This window comes from Pseudomonas sp. Fl4BN1 (assembly GCF_009908285.1).
In the GTDB taxonomy this organism is placed as follows: domain Bacteria; phylum Pseudomonadota; class Gammaproteobacteria; order Pseudomonadales; family Pseudomonadaceae; genus Aquipseudomonas.
Genome location: NZ_JAAARM010000006.1, coordinates 53,800 through 69,910 on the forward strand (window position 1 = coordinate 53,800; position 16,111 = coordinate 69,910).

General features: G+C 62.7%; 13 protein-coding genes. 6 read left to right on the top strand and 7 right to left on the bottom strand.

Going from position 1 to position 16,111, the window contains the following annotated elements:
• Nucleotides 1-82: 82 nt before the first annotated feature.
• The 5 genes from GV818_RS08825 (at nucleotide 83) to tadA (ending at nucleotide 6,272) form a co-directional block, all read left to right on the top strand.
• Complete coding sequence (locus GV818_RS08825) at nucleotides 83-1,306, top strand: maltoporin (RefSeq protein ID WP_161758287.1); 1,224 nt, start codon at nucleotides 83-85, stop codon at nucleotides 1,304-1,306.
• A gap of 60 nt (nucleotides 1,307-1,366) precedes the next feature.
• Entirely contained in the window at nucleotides 1,367-3,901 is a 2,535-nt protein-coding gene (ptsP, locus tag GV818_RS08830) for a phosphoenolpyruvate--protein phosphotransferase (protein ID WP_161776369.1), read from the top strand.
• Between the two features lie 2 nt (nucleotides 3,902-3,903).
• The gene (locus GV818_RS08835) at nucleotides 3,904-4,200 is read left to right on the top strand and encodes a PTS transporter subunit EIIB (RefSeq protein ID WP_161758289.1); all 297 of its coding nucleotides are present in this window, start codon (nucleotides 3,904-3,906) and stop codon (nucleotides 4,198-4,200) included.
• 207 nt (nucleotides 4,201-4,407) lie between these two features.
• Complete coding sequence (locus GV818_RS08840) at nucleotides 4,408-5,784, top strand: multicopper oxidase family protein (RefSeq protein WP_161776370.1); 1,377 nt, start codon at nucleotides 4,408-4,410, stop codon at nucleotides 5,782-5,784.
• Nucleotides 5,784-6,272: a tRNA adenosine(34) deaminase TadA gene (gene tadA, locus GV818_RS08845; protein WP_161776371.1), complete on the top strand. Its 489-nt coding sequence runs from the start codon at nucleotides 5,784-5,786 to the stop codon at nucleotides 6,270-6,272. Before GV818_RS08840 ends, tadA begins: the two co-directional genes overlap by 1 nt.
• 148 nt (nucleotides 6,273-6,420) lie before the next feature.
• Here the strand turns inward: tadA and cmoB are convergent, their stop codons facing one another.
• The 5 genes from cmoB to lon form a co-directional block, all read right to left on the bottom strand.
• The gene (gene cmoB / locus GV818_RS08850; protein ID WP_161758292.1) at nucleotides 6,421-7,377 is read right to left on the bottom strand and encodes a tRNA 5-methoxyuridine(34)/uridine 5-oxyacetic acid(34) synthase CmoB; all 957 of its coding nucleotides are present in this window, start codon (nucleotides 7,375-7,377) and stop codon (nucleotides 6,421-6,423) included.
• A complete protein-coding gene (cmoA, locus tag GV818_RS08855; RefSeq protein ID WP_161758293.1) occupies nucleotides 7,374-8,117 on the bottom strand; it encodes a carboxy-S-adenosyl-L-methionine synthase CmoA in 744 nt (247 codons plus the stop codon). Before cmoA ends, cmoB begins: the two co-directional genes overlap by 4 nt.
• 171 nt (nucleotides 8,118-8,288) lie before the next feature.
• Complete coding sequence (locus GV818_RS08860) at nucleotides 8,289-8,924, bottom strand: lysoplasmalogenase (protein ID WP_161776372.1); 636 nt, start codon at nucleotides 8,922-8,924, stop codon at nucleotides 8,289-8,291.
• Between the two features lies 1 nt (nucleotide 8,925).
• Nucleotides 8,926-9,318 (bottom strand): protease inhibitor I42 family protein, encoded by a 393-nt coding sequence (locus GV818_RS08865; protein ID WP_161758295.1) that lies wholly within the window; start codon nucleotides 9,316-9,318, stop codon nucleotides 8,926-8,928.
• A gap of 160 nt (nucleotides 9,319-9,478) precedes the next feature.
• Complete coding sequence (gene lon, locus GV818_RS08870) at nucleotides 9,479-11,899, bottom strand: endopeptidase La (RefSeq protein ID WP_161758296.1); 2,421 nt, start codon at nucleotides 11,897-11,899, stop codon at nucleotides 9,479-9,481.
• Nucleotides 11,900-12,358: 459 nt separating this feature from the next.
• Here lon and GV818_RS08875 point away from each other — a divergent pair, with 459 nt between their 5' ends.
• Nucleotides 12,359-14,701: a putative bifunctional diguanylate cyclase/phosphodiesterase gene (locus GV818_RS08875; RefSeq protein ID WP_161758297.1), complete on the top strand. Its 2,343-nt coding sequence runs from the start codon at nucleotides 12,359-12,361 to the stop codon at nucleotides 14,699-14,701.
• 51 nt (nucleotides 14,702-14,752) lie between these two features.
• Here GV818_RS08875 and GV818_RS08880 read toward each other — a convergent pair whose 3' ends face one another.
• The gene (locus GV818_RS08880; protein WP_161776373.1) at nucleotides 14,753-15,184 is read right to left on the bottom strand and encodes a HEAT repeat domain-containing protein; all 432 of its coding nucleotides are present in this window, start codon (nucleotides 15,182-15,184) and stop codon (nucleotides 14,753-14,755) included.
• Between the two features lie 202 nt (nucleotides 15,185-15,386).
• Complete coding sequence (locus GV818_RS08885) at nucleotides 15,387-16,004, bottom strand: LuxR C-terminal-related transcriptional regulator (RefSeq protein ID WP_161776374.1); 618 nt, start codon at nucleotides 16,002-16,004, stop codon at nucleotides 15,387-15,389.
• Nucleotides 16,005-16,111 lie beyond the last annotated feature (107 nt).

Here is a 16,111-nt window from a genome sequence, read left to right on the forward strand (position 1 = left end):
CGCGGCTTTCCGGCCGAATGCATGCGCCGGACAGCCGGCTCCGGCGAATTCGAACATCACAATAAAAATAATGGGGTGGCTTATGAAACCAACAATCAATCGCGGCCTGGCGGCGTCCTGCCTGTGCCTGGTATTGCCCTTGCCGGCTCAGGCCCTGGAGTTTGCCGGGTACCTGCGCAGCGGCCTCGGCACCTCGGTCAACAGCGGCTCGCAATCCTGTTTCCAGTTGCCTGGCGCGCAATCCAAGTACCGCCTGGGCAACGAGTGCGAGCAGTACGCCGAGCTGGAGCTGCGCCAGGACCTGTACACCCTGGAAGATGGCTCGGTGCTCAGCGTCGACGGCATGGCCTCGCTCTACAACCGCTACGACCGCAACCTGACCTTCCAGGGCGACAACGGCTCGGCGCGCATGCCGCAGATGTACGCCCAGTGGTCGAACCTGCCCAGTCTCAATGGCGGCTCACTGTGGGCCGGGCGCCGTTACTACAAGCGTAATGACATCCACATCTCCGACTTCTACTACTGGAACCAGAGCGCCACCGGTGGCGGTGTCGAAGACGTGCGCATTGGCGATCTGAAATACAGCTACGCGTTTTCCCGCAAGGACAACCTCTACCAGAAACAGGCCGTGAGCCGTCACGACTTCAACGTCGCCGGGTTCCAGACCAACCCTGGCGGCGAGCTGGAGCTGGGACTGAGTTACCTGGAAAAGCCCGACCGCAGAGGCGCCCACAACGGCTGGGCGATCACCACCCAGCATGTGCAGAAGGCGTTTCTCGGTGGCAAGAACAAACTCGCCCTGCAATATGGCGAGGGGCCCGGCACGGGACTCGGCTACACCGGTAACCCCTATCTGGATGACAGCAACAAGAGTTATCGCCTGGTGGAGTTCTTTGACTGGCAGGTGACTCCGCGTTTCGGCGGTCAGGTGGAGGCGGTCTACCAGAAGGACATTCGCCCCGACGGGCAAGACCAGAACTGGATCTCCCTTGGCGTGCGGCCGGCCTATGCGATCACCGAGCAGTTCAAACTGGTGACCGAGTTCGGCCACGACCAAGTGGAAGCGCCGGGAGGCACGCGCAAGCTCAGCAAATTTACCTTCGCGCCTACCTGGTCACCCAAGGGGCCGGAGTTCTGGGCCCGACCGGAGGTGCGCTTGTACTACACCTATGCCAGCTGGAACGAAGCGGCCAAGCGTGCGGCCAATGAGCTGGCCGCCGGCTCCGCGCTGTCCGATAGCGGTGTGTTCGGCACTGCCCGGCACGGCGCGAACGTCGGTTTGCAGGTCGAGTACTGGTGGAAATAAGCGATGCTGTCGGGGCTCGCGCTCCATCGGCACTTCAAGGAATCAACAGCAGGTGACCTCATGGCCATAACCCAACCCTTGCAATTGCTTGCGCCCCTGTCCGGGGTGCTGTTGCCCCTGGACCAGGTCCCGGACCCGGTGTTTTCCAGCCGGGTCATCGGGGACGGGCTATGCATCGACCCGACTTCCCAGACCCTCTGCGCACCTCTGTCCGGGGTGATCAGCAATCTGCAGCACAGCGGCCACGCGGTGAGCATCACCGGCGAGCAGGGCCAGCAGGTGCTGCTGCATATCGGGCTGGATACGGTGAACCTGGCGGGCAAGGGTTTCACCTGCCTGGTGCAGGAAGGCCAGCAGATCACAGCAGGCCAGCCGCTGATCGAGTTCGACGCCGATTACCTGGCCTTGCACGCCCGCAGCCTGCTGACCCTGATGCTGGTGGTCAGTGGCGAGGCGGTGACGGGGCTGGTTGCCGACAGCCTGCTGGTGGAATTGGGGCAGCCGGTGCTGCGGCTCGATCCAGCCACCGCCGGGGCTGCCCAAGTGCCGGAGGCTGAAGGACAGGCGCAGTTTTCCAAGCCGCTGATTCTGGCTAACCCGCAGGGGCTGCACGCGCGTCCCGCCGCGTTGCTGGCCCAGGCAGCCAAGGGTTTTGCCGCAAGCGTCTACCTGCACCGGCGCGTGGATTCGGCGAATGCCAAGTCCCTGGTGTCGATCATGGCGTTGCAGACGGTTCAGGGCGATGTCTTGCAGGTCAGTGCCGTGGGTGTGGATGCCGAGCAGGCGATCCAGGCTTTGGCGGCGTTGTTGGCGTCTGGTTGTGGCGAAAATGTCAGTACGCTGTCGAGCCCCGAAGCAGTGGCTGTGTTCGATGAGGCGCCTGAGAAAGTCTTGCGCGGTATCTGTGCGTCAGCAGGTTCGGCCTTTGGCCAGGTGTTGCAGGTGGCTGAGCAGCGTCTGCAAATACGTGAGTCGGCGGCCAACCCACAGCAGGAACTGGAGGCCCTCGAAAAGGCGCTGCGGGAGGCGGCCCGAGCCCTGCAAGAGCTGAGGGAAAACGCCCGCGGCGAGGTGCAGGAGGAAATCTTCCGTGCCCATCAGGAGCTTCTGGACGACCCGAGCCTGCTGGAGCAGGCCGAAACCCTGATCGCCAACGGCAAGAGTGCGGCGTTTGCCTGGAACAGCGCCATCGAGGCCATCGCCGATCTGTTCAAGGGGCTGGGTAGCAACCTGCTAGCAGAGCGCGCGGTGGACTTGGCGGACGTCGGCCAGCGGGTACTCAAGTTGCTTCTCGGGGTCGAGGAAGACGCCTGGAGCCTGCCGGACCAGGCCATCCTGATTGCCGAGCAACTGACGCCTTCGCAGACCGCGAGCCTGGATACCGGCAAGGTGTTGGGGTTCGCTACCGTGGGCGGCGGCGCCACTAGCCATGTGGCGATCCTCGCCCGTGCGCTGGGCCTGCCGGCGATCTGTGGCCTGTCGCCCCAGGTCCTGTCCTTGGCCAACGGTACGCGGGTCCTGTTGGATGCCGATCGCGGCGAGCTGCATACAGACCCTGATCCGCTGCTGCTGCAACGTCTTGATGCTCAGCGCCAGCAGCAACGGCTGCGTCAGCGCCAGGACCTGGCCCAGGCGGCGCTGCCGGCGGTGACCCGCGACGGTCATCACCTTGAGGTTACGGCCAACATCGCCTCCCTGGCGGAGGCCGAGCAGGCGGTGAGCCTGGGTGGCGAAGGCGTCGGCCTGCTGCGTTCGGAGTTTCTCTATCAGGACCGCAGCCAGGCACCGAGTCCCGAAGAGCAGGCCGACAACTACCGGGCCATAGCCCAGGCCCTGGGGCCTGGGCGCAACCTGGTGGTGCGAACCCTGGATGTCGGTGGTGACAAGCCCCTGGCCTATGTACCCATGGAGCATGAGGCCAACCCGTTTCTTGGCCTGCGAGGCATTCGCCTGTGCCTGGCGCGTCCCGAACTGCTGCGAGAACAGTTGCGGGCGATTCTCGCCAGCGCTGGGCAGGCTCGGCTGCACATTATGTTGCCGATGGTCAGTCAGTTGGCGGAACTGCGTCAGGCCCGGCAGATACTGGACTCGGAGGTACAGGCCCTGGGCCTCGTGGAACGGCCGAAACTGGGGATCATGATCGAGGTGCCCTCGGCGGCCTTGATGGCGGATCGCTTCGCTACGGAAGTGGATTTCTTCTCCATCGGTACCAACGACCTGACCCAATACACCCTGGCCATGGACCGTGATCATCCGCGTCTGGCGGGGCAGGCGGACAGCTTTCATCCGGCAGTGCTGCGTCTGATCGCTACTACCGTCCGGGCCGCCCATGCTCACGGCAAGTGGGTCGGGGTTTGCGGAGCACTAGCTTCAGAGAGCCTGGCAGTACCGTTGTTGCTGGGCCTGGGGGTGGATGAGCTGTCGGTGAGCGTGCCGCTGATTCCGACCATCAAGGCACGGATACGGGAGCTGGACCTGGGCGAGTGCCAGGCCTTGGCCGCTCGCATTATCGATCTGGAAGATGCCGCTCAGGTGCGTGAATGCCTGCAGCAGCATGAAACCACCACCGTCGGCGCACTGGTTCTGGAGAACTGAAGATGTTCGAGAAATTACAGCAGGCGTTCTGGAAAGCCCTGACCCCTGACCTAGTGCCCGATCAGCCGAAAGCGCCGTCGCCCAAAGCCGCCGACAATGCTCTGGCAGAATCCATGCTGGCGGCATTGGGAGGCAGCGCCAATATCAAGAGCCAGCAACGCTTGGCCCTGACCCGGATGCGGCTCGAGTTGCACGATCCGCAACTGCTGGATGTCACGGCCTTACGGGTGGCCGGGGTGCCGGCGGTGATGTCCCTGGCCGGAGGGGTGGTGCACCTGCTGCTGGGATTGCAGGGTTGAACGGGCCTTTCGCCGGCCAACCGGCGCCGAAAAATGATTGGTGCAGACGCTGGCAGGCCAGCTAAGAGACCCGCAAAAACGCCGCCAACTCCCCGACTTCCCTGCGTCCCGTCGCCACGCCGGCCTTACTGTTTCTCAACTGCGGGTGTATCGTATTCGCCTTTTGCGGGCCTGGGTCCGCCGCAGATATGTGAGGTAGTTGAGTCCATGTCCTTTACCCGTCGACAAATACTCGGTGGTCTGGCCGGTCTGGTAGTGGTTGGCGTGGGAGCAGGCGGCGCGTCGCGTTACTGGCTGGGAAAAATGGCCGATGCTGAGGCGGGCCATGACTACGAGCTGATCGCCGCGCCACTGGATGTGGAACTGGTGCCGGGGCACAAGACCGAGGCCTGGGCCTTTGGTCCTTCGGCGCCGGGCACCGAGCTGCGGGTACGTCAGGGCGAATGGCTGCGGGTGCGCTTCATCAACCACCTATCGGTGGCCACCACCATCCACTGGCATGGCATCCGCCTGCCGCTGGAAATGGACGGCGTACCCTATGTCTCGCAACTGCCGGTGCTGCCCGGCGAATACTTCGACTACAAGTTCCGTGTGCCGGATGCCGGCAGCTACTGGTACCACCCACATGTGAATAGCAGCGAAGAACTGGGCCGCGGCCTGGTGGGACCACTGATCGTCGAAGAACGCGAACCCACCGGGTTCAAGTACGAGCGCACCCTGAGCCTGAAAAGCTGGCACGTGGATGAAGAGGGCGCCTTCATGCCCTTCAGCATTCCCCGGGAAGCGGCACGGGGCGGCACCGCCGGGCGCCTGTCGACTATCAATGGCGTGTCCCAGGCAGTGATCGAGCTGCCGGCCGGGCAGATTACCCGGGTGCGCCTGCTCAACCTCGACAACACCCTGACCTATCGCATCAATATCCCTGGTGTCGAGGCGCAGATCTACGCGTTGGATGGCAATCCCATCGAACCGCGTCCCCTGGGCAAGGAGTACTGGCTGGGCCCGGGCATGCGCATCTGCCTGGCGATCAAGGCACCGGCGGCGGGCGAGGAGCTGTCCTTGCGCAATGGTCCGGTGCGCCTGGGCACCCTGCGCTCGGTGGCCAACACCGATGCGCCGACTACATGGCCGAAGGCCTTGCCGGCCAATCCGGTGGCCGAGCCGGATCTCGACAACGCCGAGAAGCTCAACTTCAATTTCGAGTGGGTTGGCTCGGTCTCGGTGAATGTGGACAATGGCCAGCCGCCGAGCCTGTGGCAGATCAACGGCAAAGCCTGGGACATCACCGACAAGACCTGCGCCGACCGCCCGATTGCCACGCTGAAAAAGGGCCAGAGCTACATTTTCGAATTGAAGAACATGACTCAATACCAGCATCCGATCCACTTGCACGGCATGAGCTTCAAGGTCATTGCCTCGAACCGCAAGAAGATCACCCCGTACTTCACCGACACCTACCTGCTGGGCAAGAACGAGCGTGCCCGAGTGGCACTGGTGGCCGATAACCCGGGTGTCTGGATGTTCCACTGCCATGTGATCGACCACATGGAAACCGGTCTCATGGCCGCCATCGAGGTGGCGTGATGCGCCAGATTCGCCCGGCGTCGATCATCGACCGTAGTCGCGATCAGGATTTCATGCGTGAAGCCCTGGCCCTGGCGGCCCAAGGTGCAGCCCTGGGGGAAGTCCCGGTGGGCGCGGTGCTGGTGTCGGACGGTGAAATCATTGGCCGTGGCTACAACTGCCCGATCAGCGGCAGCGACCCCAGCGCCCACGCCGAAATGGTAGCGATCCGTGCGGCGGCCCAGGCGGTCAGCAACTATCGCCTGCCCGGCAGCACCCTGTACGTGACCCTGGAGCCTTGCAGTATGTGCGCCGGGCTGATCGTCCACTCGCGCATTGCCCGAGTGGTGTACGGCGCCCTGGAGCCCAAGGCGGGGATTGTGCAGAGCCAGGGGCAGTTCTTCACCCAGGGGTTTCTCAATCATCGGGTGTTGTACGAAGGCGGGGTATTGGCCGAAGAGTGCGGCACGGTGCTGAGCGAGTTCTTCAAGGCGCGTCGAGCGCGCTGAGCTCAAACGCGTCCGCGGTTTTCGCGAGCAAGCCGGCTCCTACAAAAAACCGTAGGAGCCGGCTTACCGGCGAAGAGGCCCTTGAGCCCTGCGCCACTCTGGTGGACGCCTTCGCTGGCAAGCCAGCTCCTACAGGGGGAGGGTGGTATTATTTTTTGGCGACAATCACTGCCCGCATCGGTGCCGGCAGGCCCTCGATGGTCTTGCTGTGGTCGTTGGGATCGAGGAAGTCGCTCAGGGACTGATACTTCATCCACTCGGTGCCGCGCTGTTCCTCGATGCTGGTCACGCTGACATCCACGCACCGCACGTCGCTGAACCCGGCGCGCCGCAGCCACAGTTCCAGGGCCGGCACCGAGGGCAGGAACCAGACGTTGCGCATCTGCGCATAGCGGTCTTCCGGCACCAGCACCTGGTGCTGATCACCTTCCACCACCAGGGTTTCCAGCACCAGTTCACCGCCCTTGACCAGGCAGTCCTTGAGCGCCAGCAAGTGCTCGATAGGCGAGCGGCGGTGGTAGAATACCCCCATGGAAAACACCGTGTCGAAACCTTCCAGGTTGGCCGGCAGGTCCTCGAAGGGGAACGGCAGGTGCCACACCGACGGCTCGGACAGGTAGCGCTGGACCGCCTGGAACTGGCAGAAGAACAGCCAGTTGGGGTCGACACCGATCACGCTGTGGGCACCCGCGCCGAGCATGCGCCACATGTAGTAGCCATTGCCGCAGCCGACATCGAGGATGCGCTTGCCTTTCAGGTCCAGGTGCGGGGCGACCCGCGACCATTTCCAGTCCGAGCGCCATTCGGTATCTACGTGCACACCGAACAGATCGAACGGCCCCTTGCGCCATGGCGACAGGCCCATCAGCGCAGAGCGCATCTGTACCCGGGTGGCCTCGTCGCAGTCGCAGTCCAGGCTCAGGCCATTGACCAGGTCGATCTCAGTGGGCTGGATCTTCGGCAGTGCATCGAGGGCGCTTTGCCAGCGCTCCAGGTCGCCGTGGCCTTTGTCCATCTTGGTATCGAGCTGGGCTTGCAGGCCGCTGGCCCATTCGGCCAGGGGAGTGCCCGCCATACGGCGAGCGAGGGGGGACAGATCAATCATGGCAAGGCAATCAACGAGGCAAAATTAAGACACTGGAACCACGGCACGACTTTCGAGAACCCGGCAGCCAGCAGGCGTTCGCGGTGTTCTTCGAGGCTGTCGGGCTTCATGACGTTTTCGATGGCGCTGCGTTTCTGGGCAATTTCCAGTTCGCTGTAGCCGTTGGCGCGTTTGAAGGCGATGTGCAGGTCGGTGAGCAGTGCGTGTTCCTCGCTGTCGTTGAAGCGCAGCTTCTCCGAGAGGATCAGCGCACCACCGGGCAGCAGCGACTGGCGGATGCGCCCGAGCAAGGCCAGGCGCTGCGCTGGAGCAATGAACTGCAGGGTGAAGTTCAACGCCACCACCGAGGCTGGCTGAAACTCCAGGGCCAGGATGTCAGCCTCGATCACCTCGACCGGCAGCAACTCCTGGAACATCGAGTCCTGGCCGTTGAGGTATTCCCGGCAGCGCTCGACCATGGCTGCCGAATTGTCCACGGCGATTACCCGGCAGCCGTCGCTGCGCACATGGCGGCGCAAGGCCTGGGTCACCGCGCCGAGGGAGGCGCCGAGGTCGTAAAGCGCACTGTGGGGCTGGGCGAACTGCGCCGCCAGGACCCCGAGGTTCTCGACAATGGTCGGGTAACCCGGCACCGAGCGCTTGATCATGTCCGGGAAGACCCGCACCACATCCTCGTTAAAGGCGAAGTCGGGCACCTGGGGCAGGGGCTGGGCGAAAAGGCGGTCGGGTTCTTTGCTCACGGCGGTTCCGGCGATGGAGATAAAAAGAGGGCGGCATTGTAGCCGCTGGCGCCGGTGGCGATAAGGCCCGAAGGGCCTTCAGGGGGGCGAGGGCGACACAAGGTGTGGTGCTGTTCGCCGGCCAGCCGGCTCCTACGGATTGTAGGGACCGGCCTGCCGGCGAAGCGGGGGTCAGCGCGGCTTCTGGCGGAACGCCGAAGCGGCGATGCCCCACTGGCCCAGCCAGTAGAAAATGATGATGAGGTAGGGCGCGGCATCGAAGGCCAGCACAAAGCGGCTGATGCCGATCAGGCTGTCGGAGAAGGCGAAGCTCAAGGCGCCCAGTGCCGCCAGCAGCGCCGAGCGCTTGGGCACCTCTGTGCCTAGGCGCGCCAGGGCCCGCCAGAGCATGGCGCTGATGGTCAGGGCGTAGACGATCACCGGGATCAGCAACGGGCCGAGGCCGTGGGATATCAGGATGCCCAACAGCACTGTGCCGATGGCCAGGGCCACCAGCAGCGGTAGCAGGGCCGGGCGCCGGCAATCACTGAGATAGGCCTTGAGATAGGCCAGGTGCGCCACCAGGAAGGCCCCGAGGCCGAACACGAACAGGTCCATGGGCCAGGCTAGCAACACATCGCCCAGTACCGAAAACAGCAGCCCGATAATGACCCAGCGGCGGTAGTCCCCGGGCGGTGCATCGTGCAGCCAGCCCAGCAGGGCGAGTACTGGCAGTGGCTTGACCAGCAGGCAGAGCAGCGTCGCATGTACGCTGACGCCGTAGATGAAGGTGGCGGCGCCCATCAGCGCAAGGATCAGCCAGCCCATGTCAATTGACCGTGATCGAGCAGTCGAAGGCCTTCACCGGGGACTCTTCCGGCGCCCAGGGTTGCTGATAGGTCAGCAACAGCCGGCCGGTACCGCTGGCAAAGGCCTGGAAGCGCCAGCTCGAGTGCCCACCGCTACCCACCAGGCCGGTGTCGTCGGGGTTGTTGTAGACCTCGGGGCTGACCTTGCGCAGGATGCCGCCGGCCGAGTCCTGGATCGCCCAGCGATAACCTGTGGTGGGGTTGCTCGGTAGGGTGACGATCAGGTTTTGCCCGTTGTGCAGTTGCAACGGACATTCACTCTGGTTCTCCACCGTGACGTTTTGCTTGGGCTGGCTGGCGCAGGCAGTAAGCAGGGCAAGGCTGAACAGGGCAAGCAGGCGAGTTACGGGCATGGGGCAGGAGGCTCCGATCATTCATGACGAACGGCGAGCATAACTGAAGATGTTGCGAAGTGTGGGGAGGGGAATAGAGGTTGGCCGTTATGACCTCTTCGCCGGCCAGCCGGCTCCTACAGCTTGGCAGCTATAGGCGTCGGCTTGCTGGCGAATGGGCTTAGAACAGCACTTTGGCCACGTCGGCGAAACGCTTGGCGAAGTGCACGGTGATGCCTTCCTTGAGGTAGTCCGGCAGCTCTTCGAAATGCCCGCGGTTGGGTTCCGGCAGGATCAGCTCGTGGATCTTCTGCCGCCGCGCCGCGATGACTTTCTCACGCACCCCGCCAATCGGCAGCACGTGGCCAGTGAGGGTCAGCTCGCCGGTCATGGCCACGCCTTTTTTCGGCGGCTGGTTGCGTGCCAGGGACAGCAGCGCGCTGGCCATGGTCACCCCGGCGCTGGGGCCGTCCTTGGGCGTAGCGCCTTCCGGCACGTGCAAGTGGACGAAGGCTTCGTCGAAGAACTTGCTGTCGCCACCGAACTGCTTGAGATGCGAACTGACGTAGCTGTAGGCGATCTCCGCCGACTCCTTCATCACATCTCCCAGTTGTCCGGTGAGCTTGAAACCCCGGTTGAGGGTGTGAATCCGCGTCGCCTCGATAGGCAGGGTGGCGCCGCCCATGCTGGTCCAGGCCAGGCCAGTGATGACTCCGGTGCCGCTCAGTAGCTGCTCGTTGCGGAACACCGGCATGCCCAGGGACGCTTCCAGGTCCTTGGGGCCGATCTTGATGCTGGCATCGGGTTCGTCCAGTAGCTTGACCACGGCCTTGCGCACCAGTTTGCCCAATTGCTTTTCCAGCTGGCGCACCCCGGCTTCCCGGGCGTAGCCGTCGATCACCGAGCGCAGGGCGCTGTCGCTGATGCTCAGGCTGTTCTTGGCCACACCGGCCTTCTCCAGTTGCTTGGGCCACAGGTGGCGCTTGGCAATGGCGAGTTTTTCCTCGGTGATGTAGCCCGCCAGGCGAATCACTTCCATGCGGTCAAGCAATGGCCCGGGAATCGAATCCAGGGTGTTGGCGGTGCACACGAACAGGACCTTGGACAGGTCCATGCGCAGGTCCAGGTAGTGGTCGAGGAAGTCGACGTTCTGCTCCGGGTCGAGAGTCTCCAGGAGGGCCGACGCGGGATCGCCCTGGTAGCTCTGGCCCATCTTGTCGATCTCGTCGAGCATGATCACCGGGTTCATCACCTCCACTTCCTTCAACGCCTGCACCAGCTTGCCCGGCTGGGCGCCAATGTAGGTGCGGCGGTGGCCCTTGATCTCGGCTTCGTCGCGCATACCGCCGAGGCTGAAGCGATAGAACGGCCGTCCCAGGGATTCGGCGATGGATTTGCCGACGCTGGTCTTGCCGACCCCGGGTGGGCCCACCAGCAGCACAATGGAGCCACTGATCTCGCCTTTATAGGCACCCACCGCGAGGAATTCGAGAATCCGATTCTTGATGTCGTCGAGCCCTGCGTGATGCTTGTCCAGCACCTTGCGCGCGTGCTTGAGGTCGAGTTTGTCGTCGCCGTAGACACCCCATGGCACTGCGGTGGCCCATTCCAGGTAGTTGCGGGTAACGGCGTATTCCGGCGAGCCGGTCTCGAGGATCGACAGCTTGTTCATTTCCTCTTCGAGGCGTTTCTGCGCCTGAGGTGGCAGGACCTTGCCCTGCAGGCGTTGCTCGAACTGTTCCAGGTCGGCGCTGCGGTCATCCTTGGTCAGTCCCAGCTCCTGCTGGATCACCTTGAGCTGTTCCTTGAGGAAGAACTCGCGCTGGTGCTCGCCGATCTTGCGGTTGACCTCGGCGGAAATCTCTTTCTGCAAGCGCGCGACTTCAACTTCCTTGCGCAGCATCGGCAAGACTTTTTCCATGCGCTTGAGCATTGGCACGCAGTCCAGCACTTCCTGCAGCTCGCTGCCGGTGGCGGAAGTCAGGGCGGCGGCGAAGTCGGTCAAGGGCGACGGGTCATTGGGGCTGAAGCGGTTGAGGTAGTTCTTCAGCTCTTCGCTGTACAGCGGATTGAGCGGCAGCAATTCCTTGATCGCATTGATCAGCGCCATGCCGTAGGCCTTGACCTCGTCGGTGGGCTCGCTGAGCTGGCGCGGGTATTCGACCTCCACCAGGTAGGGCGGACGATGGTGCTTGAGCCAGGTACGGATGCGCACCCGGGTCAGGCCCTGGGCGACGAATTGCAACTTGCCGTTTTCGCGGCTGGCGTGATGAACCTTGACCAGGGTGCCGTATTCCGGCAACGCGGAAGTATCGAAGTGCCGCGGGTCTTCCTGGGGGGTGTCCATGAAAAACAGGGCAAGGGAGTGGTGATCGGATTTGCTCACCAGTTCCAGGGTTTCGGCCCAGGGTTCTTCGTTGACGATGACCGGCAGCACTTGTGCTGGAAAGAACGGCCGATTGTGAATTGGAATGATGTAGACCTTGTCCGGCAGATTCTGCTCGGGCAGGGCCAGGTCGGTGCCATGGGCCGTCGATTGTTCGGTATTTTCCGGATCGATGTACTCACGCGGATCTTCGGGAAATTCTTGCTGGTCGCTCATGGAGGCTCCTGCGCGATGGTCTATGCAAGTTAGATGGGGCAGGTCATGGCGGGTTTCAATGGGAAACTGGTTTCAGCATTTTTCTGGAACGCCAAAAAGTCTGCCCGAGGCACTTTCAGGTATGGCGCAGACGGTGTTCCAGCGGGTATCCGCGTAGGGTTTTATGCTCAGTCCGGGCGTGCCGAGCAGGTCTTCTGAGAGCGTTTGAAGTGTCCGTCTGATACGATTTGTCAATAAAATGACTGAGGTAACACCTGTTTTATTGCGTGATCTTCTGTTGGTTGAGGATTAATCTGAGTGCCAGTCATGCTGGAATGAGACTGGCATTTATTTGACGCGCGCATTCAGCTTCTCTTGAGGGATGGGTATGAAGAACGGACTTTTCAGCTCCCGGCGGCGGCCATCCGCGCAGTCGTTTTCAGGTTTTTTCGTGCCATCGGAGTTGTCGAGAGCAACCTTATGAAGTGGCGCCGAACCTTCCAGGCAAGGATTGTCGGGGTGTTGGCGCTGTTGTTGCTGGTGCTGATCGGAGCGGTGTATTTCGCGGTCAAGACCGCCACCACCCAGGCGGTGGAGAAGCAGGCTCAGCTGCAGTTGAAAATCGGCACCCGGGTATTTGAGCGTCTGCTGGATCTGCGGGGCCGCAACTTGCAATACGGGGTCGACTGGCTGGTGGTGGATTCGGAGTTTCGCCGTGCGGTGCTCAGTGGCAAAGCGGTGGATATCCTCGCGGCCCTGGCTCAACACAGCGGCGGTATCCGTTCCAGCGAGATGTTTGTGCTCAGCCCCGAGGGGCGGGTTATCGCCAGCACCCTGGCGGACATTGTCCGAGACCAGCATTTTCCCTACGACCAGGCCCTGCGCCGAGCCCTGCGACACAACACCCATATGCTGTTCGTTGCGATCAAGGGCCGCCCCTACCTGCTGGTCCAGGGGGAAGTGCTGGATTCGCTACCTATCGCCCGGGTGGTCATGGGCTTTCCCATGGACGAGTTGTTCGCTCGAGAACTGCGCTCCATGAGCAACCTGGAAGTCTCATTCCTGACCGTTGATGGCCCACATCCCGGGGAGCTGTTCAGTACCCAGCCGGAGTTCTTCTGGACACCGATCATTCGCGTTTTGAGTGATTCCCTATGGCAGTCCTTGCCAGAATTGAGCGAAACCCATGGCCAGCGGTTTCTCAACCAGGCACTGCAATTGGCCAACACTGGCGATCGTGACGACCCGCGGGTCATGGCCTTGTTGCAAAGCCCCCTGGAGCAGGCACTGCAAGCGTTTGCGCCGCTGGATCGGGAGTTCTTGTGGATTGCCATGGTGGCGTTGGTGGTTTCGCTGGCCGGAGCCTTGTTCATGGCCCGACGGGTCTCGCGCCCCCTGGAAGACCTGGCCCAGGCGGCGCGACGTATCGGTGCCGGCAATTATCAGGCGCCGGTAACCGTCAAGCGCAGCGATGAGTTCGGGGTGCTGGCGGATGCCTTCAACGCCATGCAAAGCGCCATTGCCTCTCGCGAACGTCAGTTGGCACATAACGCCCTGCATGATGCGCTGACGGGGCTGCCCAACCGCGCCTTGGCCATCGAGCGTCTGAGCAAGGCCATCGCCGTCCGGCGCAATGTGGTGCTGCTGTACTTGGGGATCGACAACTATCGGGCGATCAACGAAGGCTTCGGCAGGGAAGGGCTGGAGCAGATGATGGGCGAGCTCAGCCGGCGGCTGCGCGAAGTGCTGTCCCAGGGGGACACGGCGGCGCGGATCACCGCCAGTGAATTCCTCCTGTTGCTGGAAAACACCGAGCTCGACGGTGCCATTGTCATGGCTGACCGGCTGCATGGCTTGCTGAGCCGACCGCAACTGATTCAGGGGGATGAAGTCCGACGCCAGATCTGCATGGGTGTGGCGGTGTATCCCGCCGACGGCCAGTCTGCCGAGGAACTGATCAGCCGTGCGGCCATTGCCCGCCATGATGCCTCGCTCAAGCCCGGCTATCTGCAGATCTACCAGCAGGACCGCGATCTGGCCCATCAACGGCAGATCAGCCTGATTCGCGATTTGCGTCGCGCTGCCGCAGAGGGTGAACTGTTTCTGTTGTATCAGCCCAAGCTCGACCTGCGCCGGGATTACCTGCATCAGGCTGAAGCCCTGCTGCGGTGGCAGCACCCGGTGTTTGGCGTGGTCTCGCCGGCGGAATTCATTCCCCTGGCCGAACGTACCGGCAGCATGCACAGCCTGACGTCCTGGGTCATCGAGGCCTGCATTCGCCAGTTGGCGGAGTGGAATCGCCGGGCCTTGCCGGTGCGCTTGTCACTGAACATCTCCGCCAGCGACCTGGAGGGCGATGGCCTGGATGCCCGCGTCAGCGACTTCCTCGAGCGCTATCAGGTGGCGGCCGAGCAACTGGTGTTCGAGATCACCGAGAGCGCAATCATGCGCAATCCAGAGCAGTCGCTGGCGGTGCTGCAGAAGTTGCGAGGCTGTGGCATCAGCCTGTCGGTGGATGACTTCGGCACGGGCTATTCATCCCTGGCGCAGTTGCAACGCTTGCCGGTGCAGGAACTGAAGATCGATCAGTCGTTTATCCGCAACCTGGACGAGACCAGCGGCGATGCGGTGATCGTGCGTTCGACCATTGAAATGAGCCACAAGCTGGGGCTCAAGGTCGTGGCTGAAGGGGTGGAGTTCGAGCATTGCCTGAAGCTGTTGGAAAGCTGGCACTGCGACACGGTACAGGGTTACCTGATCAGCCGGCCATTGCCGACCGAAGCCTTTGAACGTTGGTTGTTGCAGTCCCGGGTGCCGAGCTGAGGGGCAGGATGGCCGGCCGGGACATGCCGGCCGGCGTCCGAAGCCTGTCGTTCAGGGGACGGCAGACTCGGCCTTGGTCAGCAGGCTGTGCAGTTCCGGCTCGATGCCTTCTTCACTCAGGTTGTCCATGATTTCCAGGATACAGGGCGCGTAGCGCTGCTCGATGACCGCCTCCGCCCAGTCCAGTTCATAGATCGCCATGACCCGTACATCCAGGTAGGGCGAATCCGCCAACAGGCGTTTCAACAACTTGATGGCTGGCGCTGTGCGCAGCTCCCCGAGGGACACCGCACAGCGGTGCTGCCAGTATTCGGGTCGTGACAACAGCGTCTCGCCGAGCCGCTGCCACTGCGCCAGGGTAAAGGCCTGGAGCACTCCCTTGGCCACCTGTTCGGTGGTGTATTCGTTCCAGTTGGCGGCTTCCGAGTCACCAAACCAGTGTTGTAGCTGATCGAACAATTCATCACGTTTATCCGTATTCATGATGTTTTTCTCCTGCTTGGGGCGGCCGCGCCAGCACGCTGTTCCTGGCGTGCCGCCCGATGCCATGGCGTTTATACAGGCGTGCCGAGTCCGATGCTGCCTCATTTGCGGCAGGCTTCCCAGTGTTAACCGCATGGCAGGGGAAACAACGGCTGAGCGTGCTGGTGCTCGCCATCGGCAATTGGCTGGGCGCTATCCCGGTTTACCAGGCCCCGGCGAACTTTACTGCCGCCGCCGCCCGGGAAGGCACCTTCAGGGTATGGAGCAACGAAGACACATGGATGCGCACGGTGAACGGCGAGATATCCAGCTCACGGGCGATTTCCTTGTTGGTCTTGCCCTGGGCGATCAGACGCAGTACTTCCTGCTGCCGAGTGGTCAACTGGCTCAGCTCGGCGCCGGCATCCAGGGGCAGCAGGAGGCCGGAAGGGGCGTACTTGACCAGCACTTCGCCCTGGCGAATGGCCAGGATGGCTTGGCCGATCTCCTCCGGGGAGATGCTCTTGCCGATGTAGCCATCGGCGCCGGCAGCCATGACTTCGCCGATCAGCTGCTGTTTGTCGACCATCGACACCACGATGATCGAGGTGCGCGGCAATTGCCGGCGCAAGTCGGCAATCATGCTCACGGAGGTCAGCCCGGGAAAGCGCAGGTCGAGAATCAGCGAGTCGGGCTCCTCGCCGCTATTGGCCAGCTCCAGCACGGCGGGCAGATCACCGGCCTCTTCGAGCACGGCTTCGGGCAGCAGACGCTGGATGGTGCGCAGCATGCCCTCGCGAAACAGCGGGTGGTCGTCGGCGACGATAATCCGGCACGTCATGTGTTGAAACTCCTTGAAGCATCCATTTCTGTGAGCATGCTAACTTGGCGCGCGATGTTGTAACGGCCCGCTGGTCGTGTCCGGGATGCTGTGGTGCAGAGGGGCAA

What these genes read in the sequence shown, in the direction of transcription:
- GV818_RS08835 (WP_161758289.1), top strand. Translation starts at nt 3,904, where the DNA reads ATGTTCGAGAAATTACAGCAGGCGTTCTGGAAAGCCCTGACCCCTGAC.
- ptsP (WP_161776369.1), top strand. Translation starts at nt 1,367, where the DNA reads ATGGCCATAACCCAACCCTTGCAATTGCTTGCGCCCCTGTCCGGGGTG.
- tadA (WP_161776371.1), top strand. Translation starts at nt 5,784, where the DNA reads ATGCGCCAGATTCGCCCGGCGTCGATCATCGACCGTAGTCGCGATCAG.
- GV818_RS08860 (WP_161776372.1), bottom strand. Translation starts at nt 8,924, where the DNA reads ATGGGCTGGCTGATCCTTGCGCTGATGGGCGCCGCCACCTTCATCTAC.
- GV818_RS08825 (WP_161758287.1), top strand. Translation starts at nt 83, where the DNA reads ATGAAACCAACAATCAATCGCGGCCTGGCGGCGTCCTGCCTGTGCCTG.
- GV818_RS08865 (WP_161758295.1), bottom strand. Translation starts at nt 9,318, where the DNA reads ATGCCCGTAACTCGCCTGCTTGCCCTGTTCAGCCTTGCCCTGCTTACT.
- GV818_RS08875 (WP_161758297.1), top strand. Translation starts at nt 12,359, where the DNA reads ATGAAGTGGCGCCGAACCTTCCAGGCAAGGATTGTCGGGGTGTTGGCG.
- lon (WP_161758296.1), bottom strand. Translation starts at nt 11,899, where the DNA reads ATGAGCGACCAGCAAGAATTTCCCGAAGATCCGCGTGAGTACATCGAT.
- GV818_RS08880 (WP_161776373.1), bottom strand. Translation starts at nt 15,184, where the DNA reads ATGAATACGGATAAACGTGATGAATTGTTCGATCAGCTACAACACTGG.
- GV818_RS08840 (WP_161776370.1), top strand. Translation starts at nt 4,408, where the DNA reads ATGTCCTTTACCCGTCGACAAATACTCGGTGGTCTGGCCGGTCTGGTA.
- GV818_RS08885 (WP_161776374.1), bottom strand. Translation starts at nt 16,004, where the DNA reads ATGACGTGCCGGATTATCGTCGCCGACGACCACCCGCTGTTTCGCGAG.
- cmoB (WP_161758292.1), bottom strand. Translation starts at nt 7,377, where the DNA reads ATGATTGATCTGTCCCCCCTCGCTCGCCGTATGGCGGGCACTCCCCTG.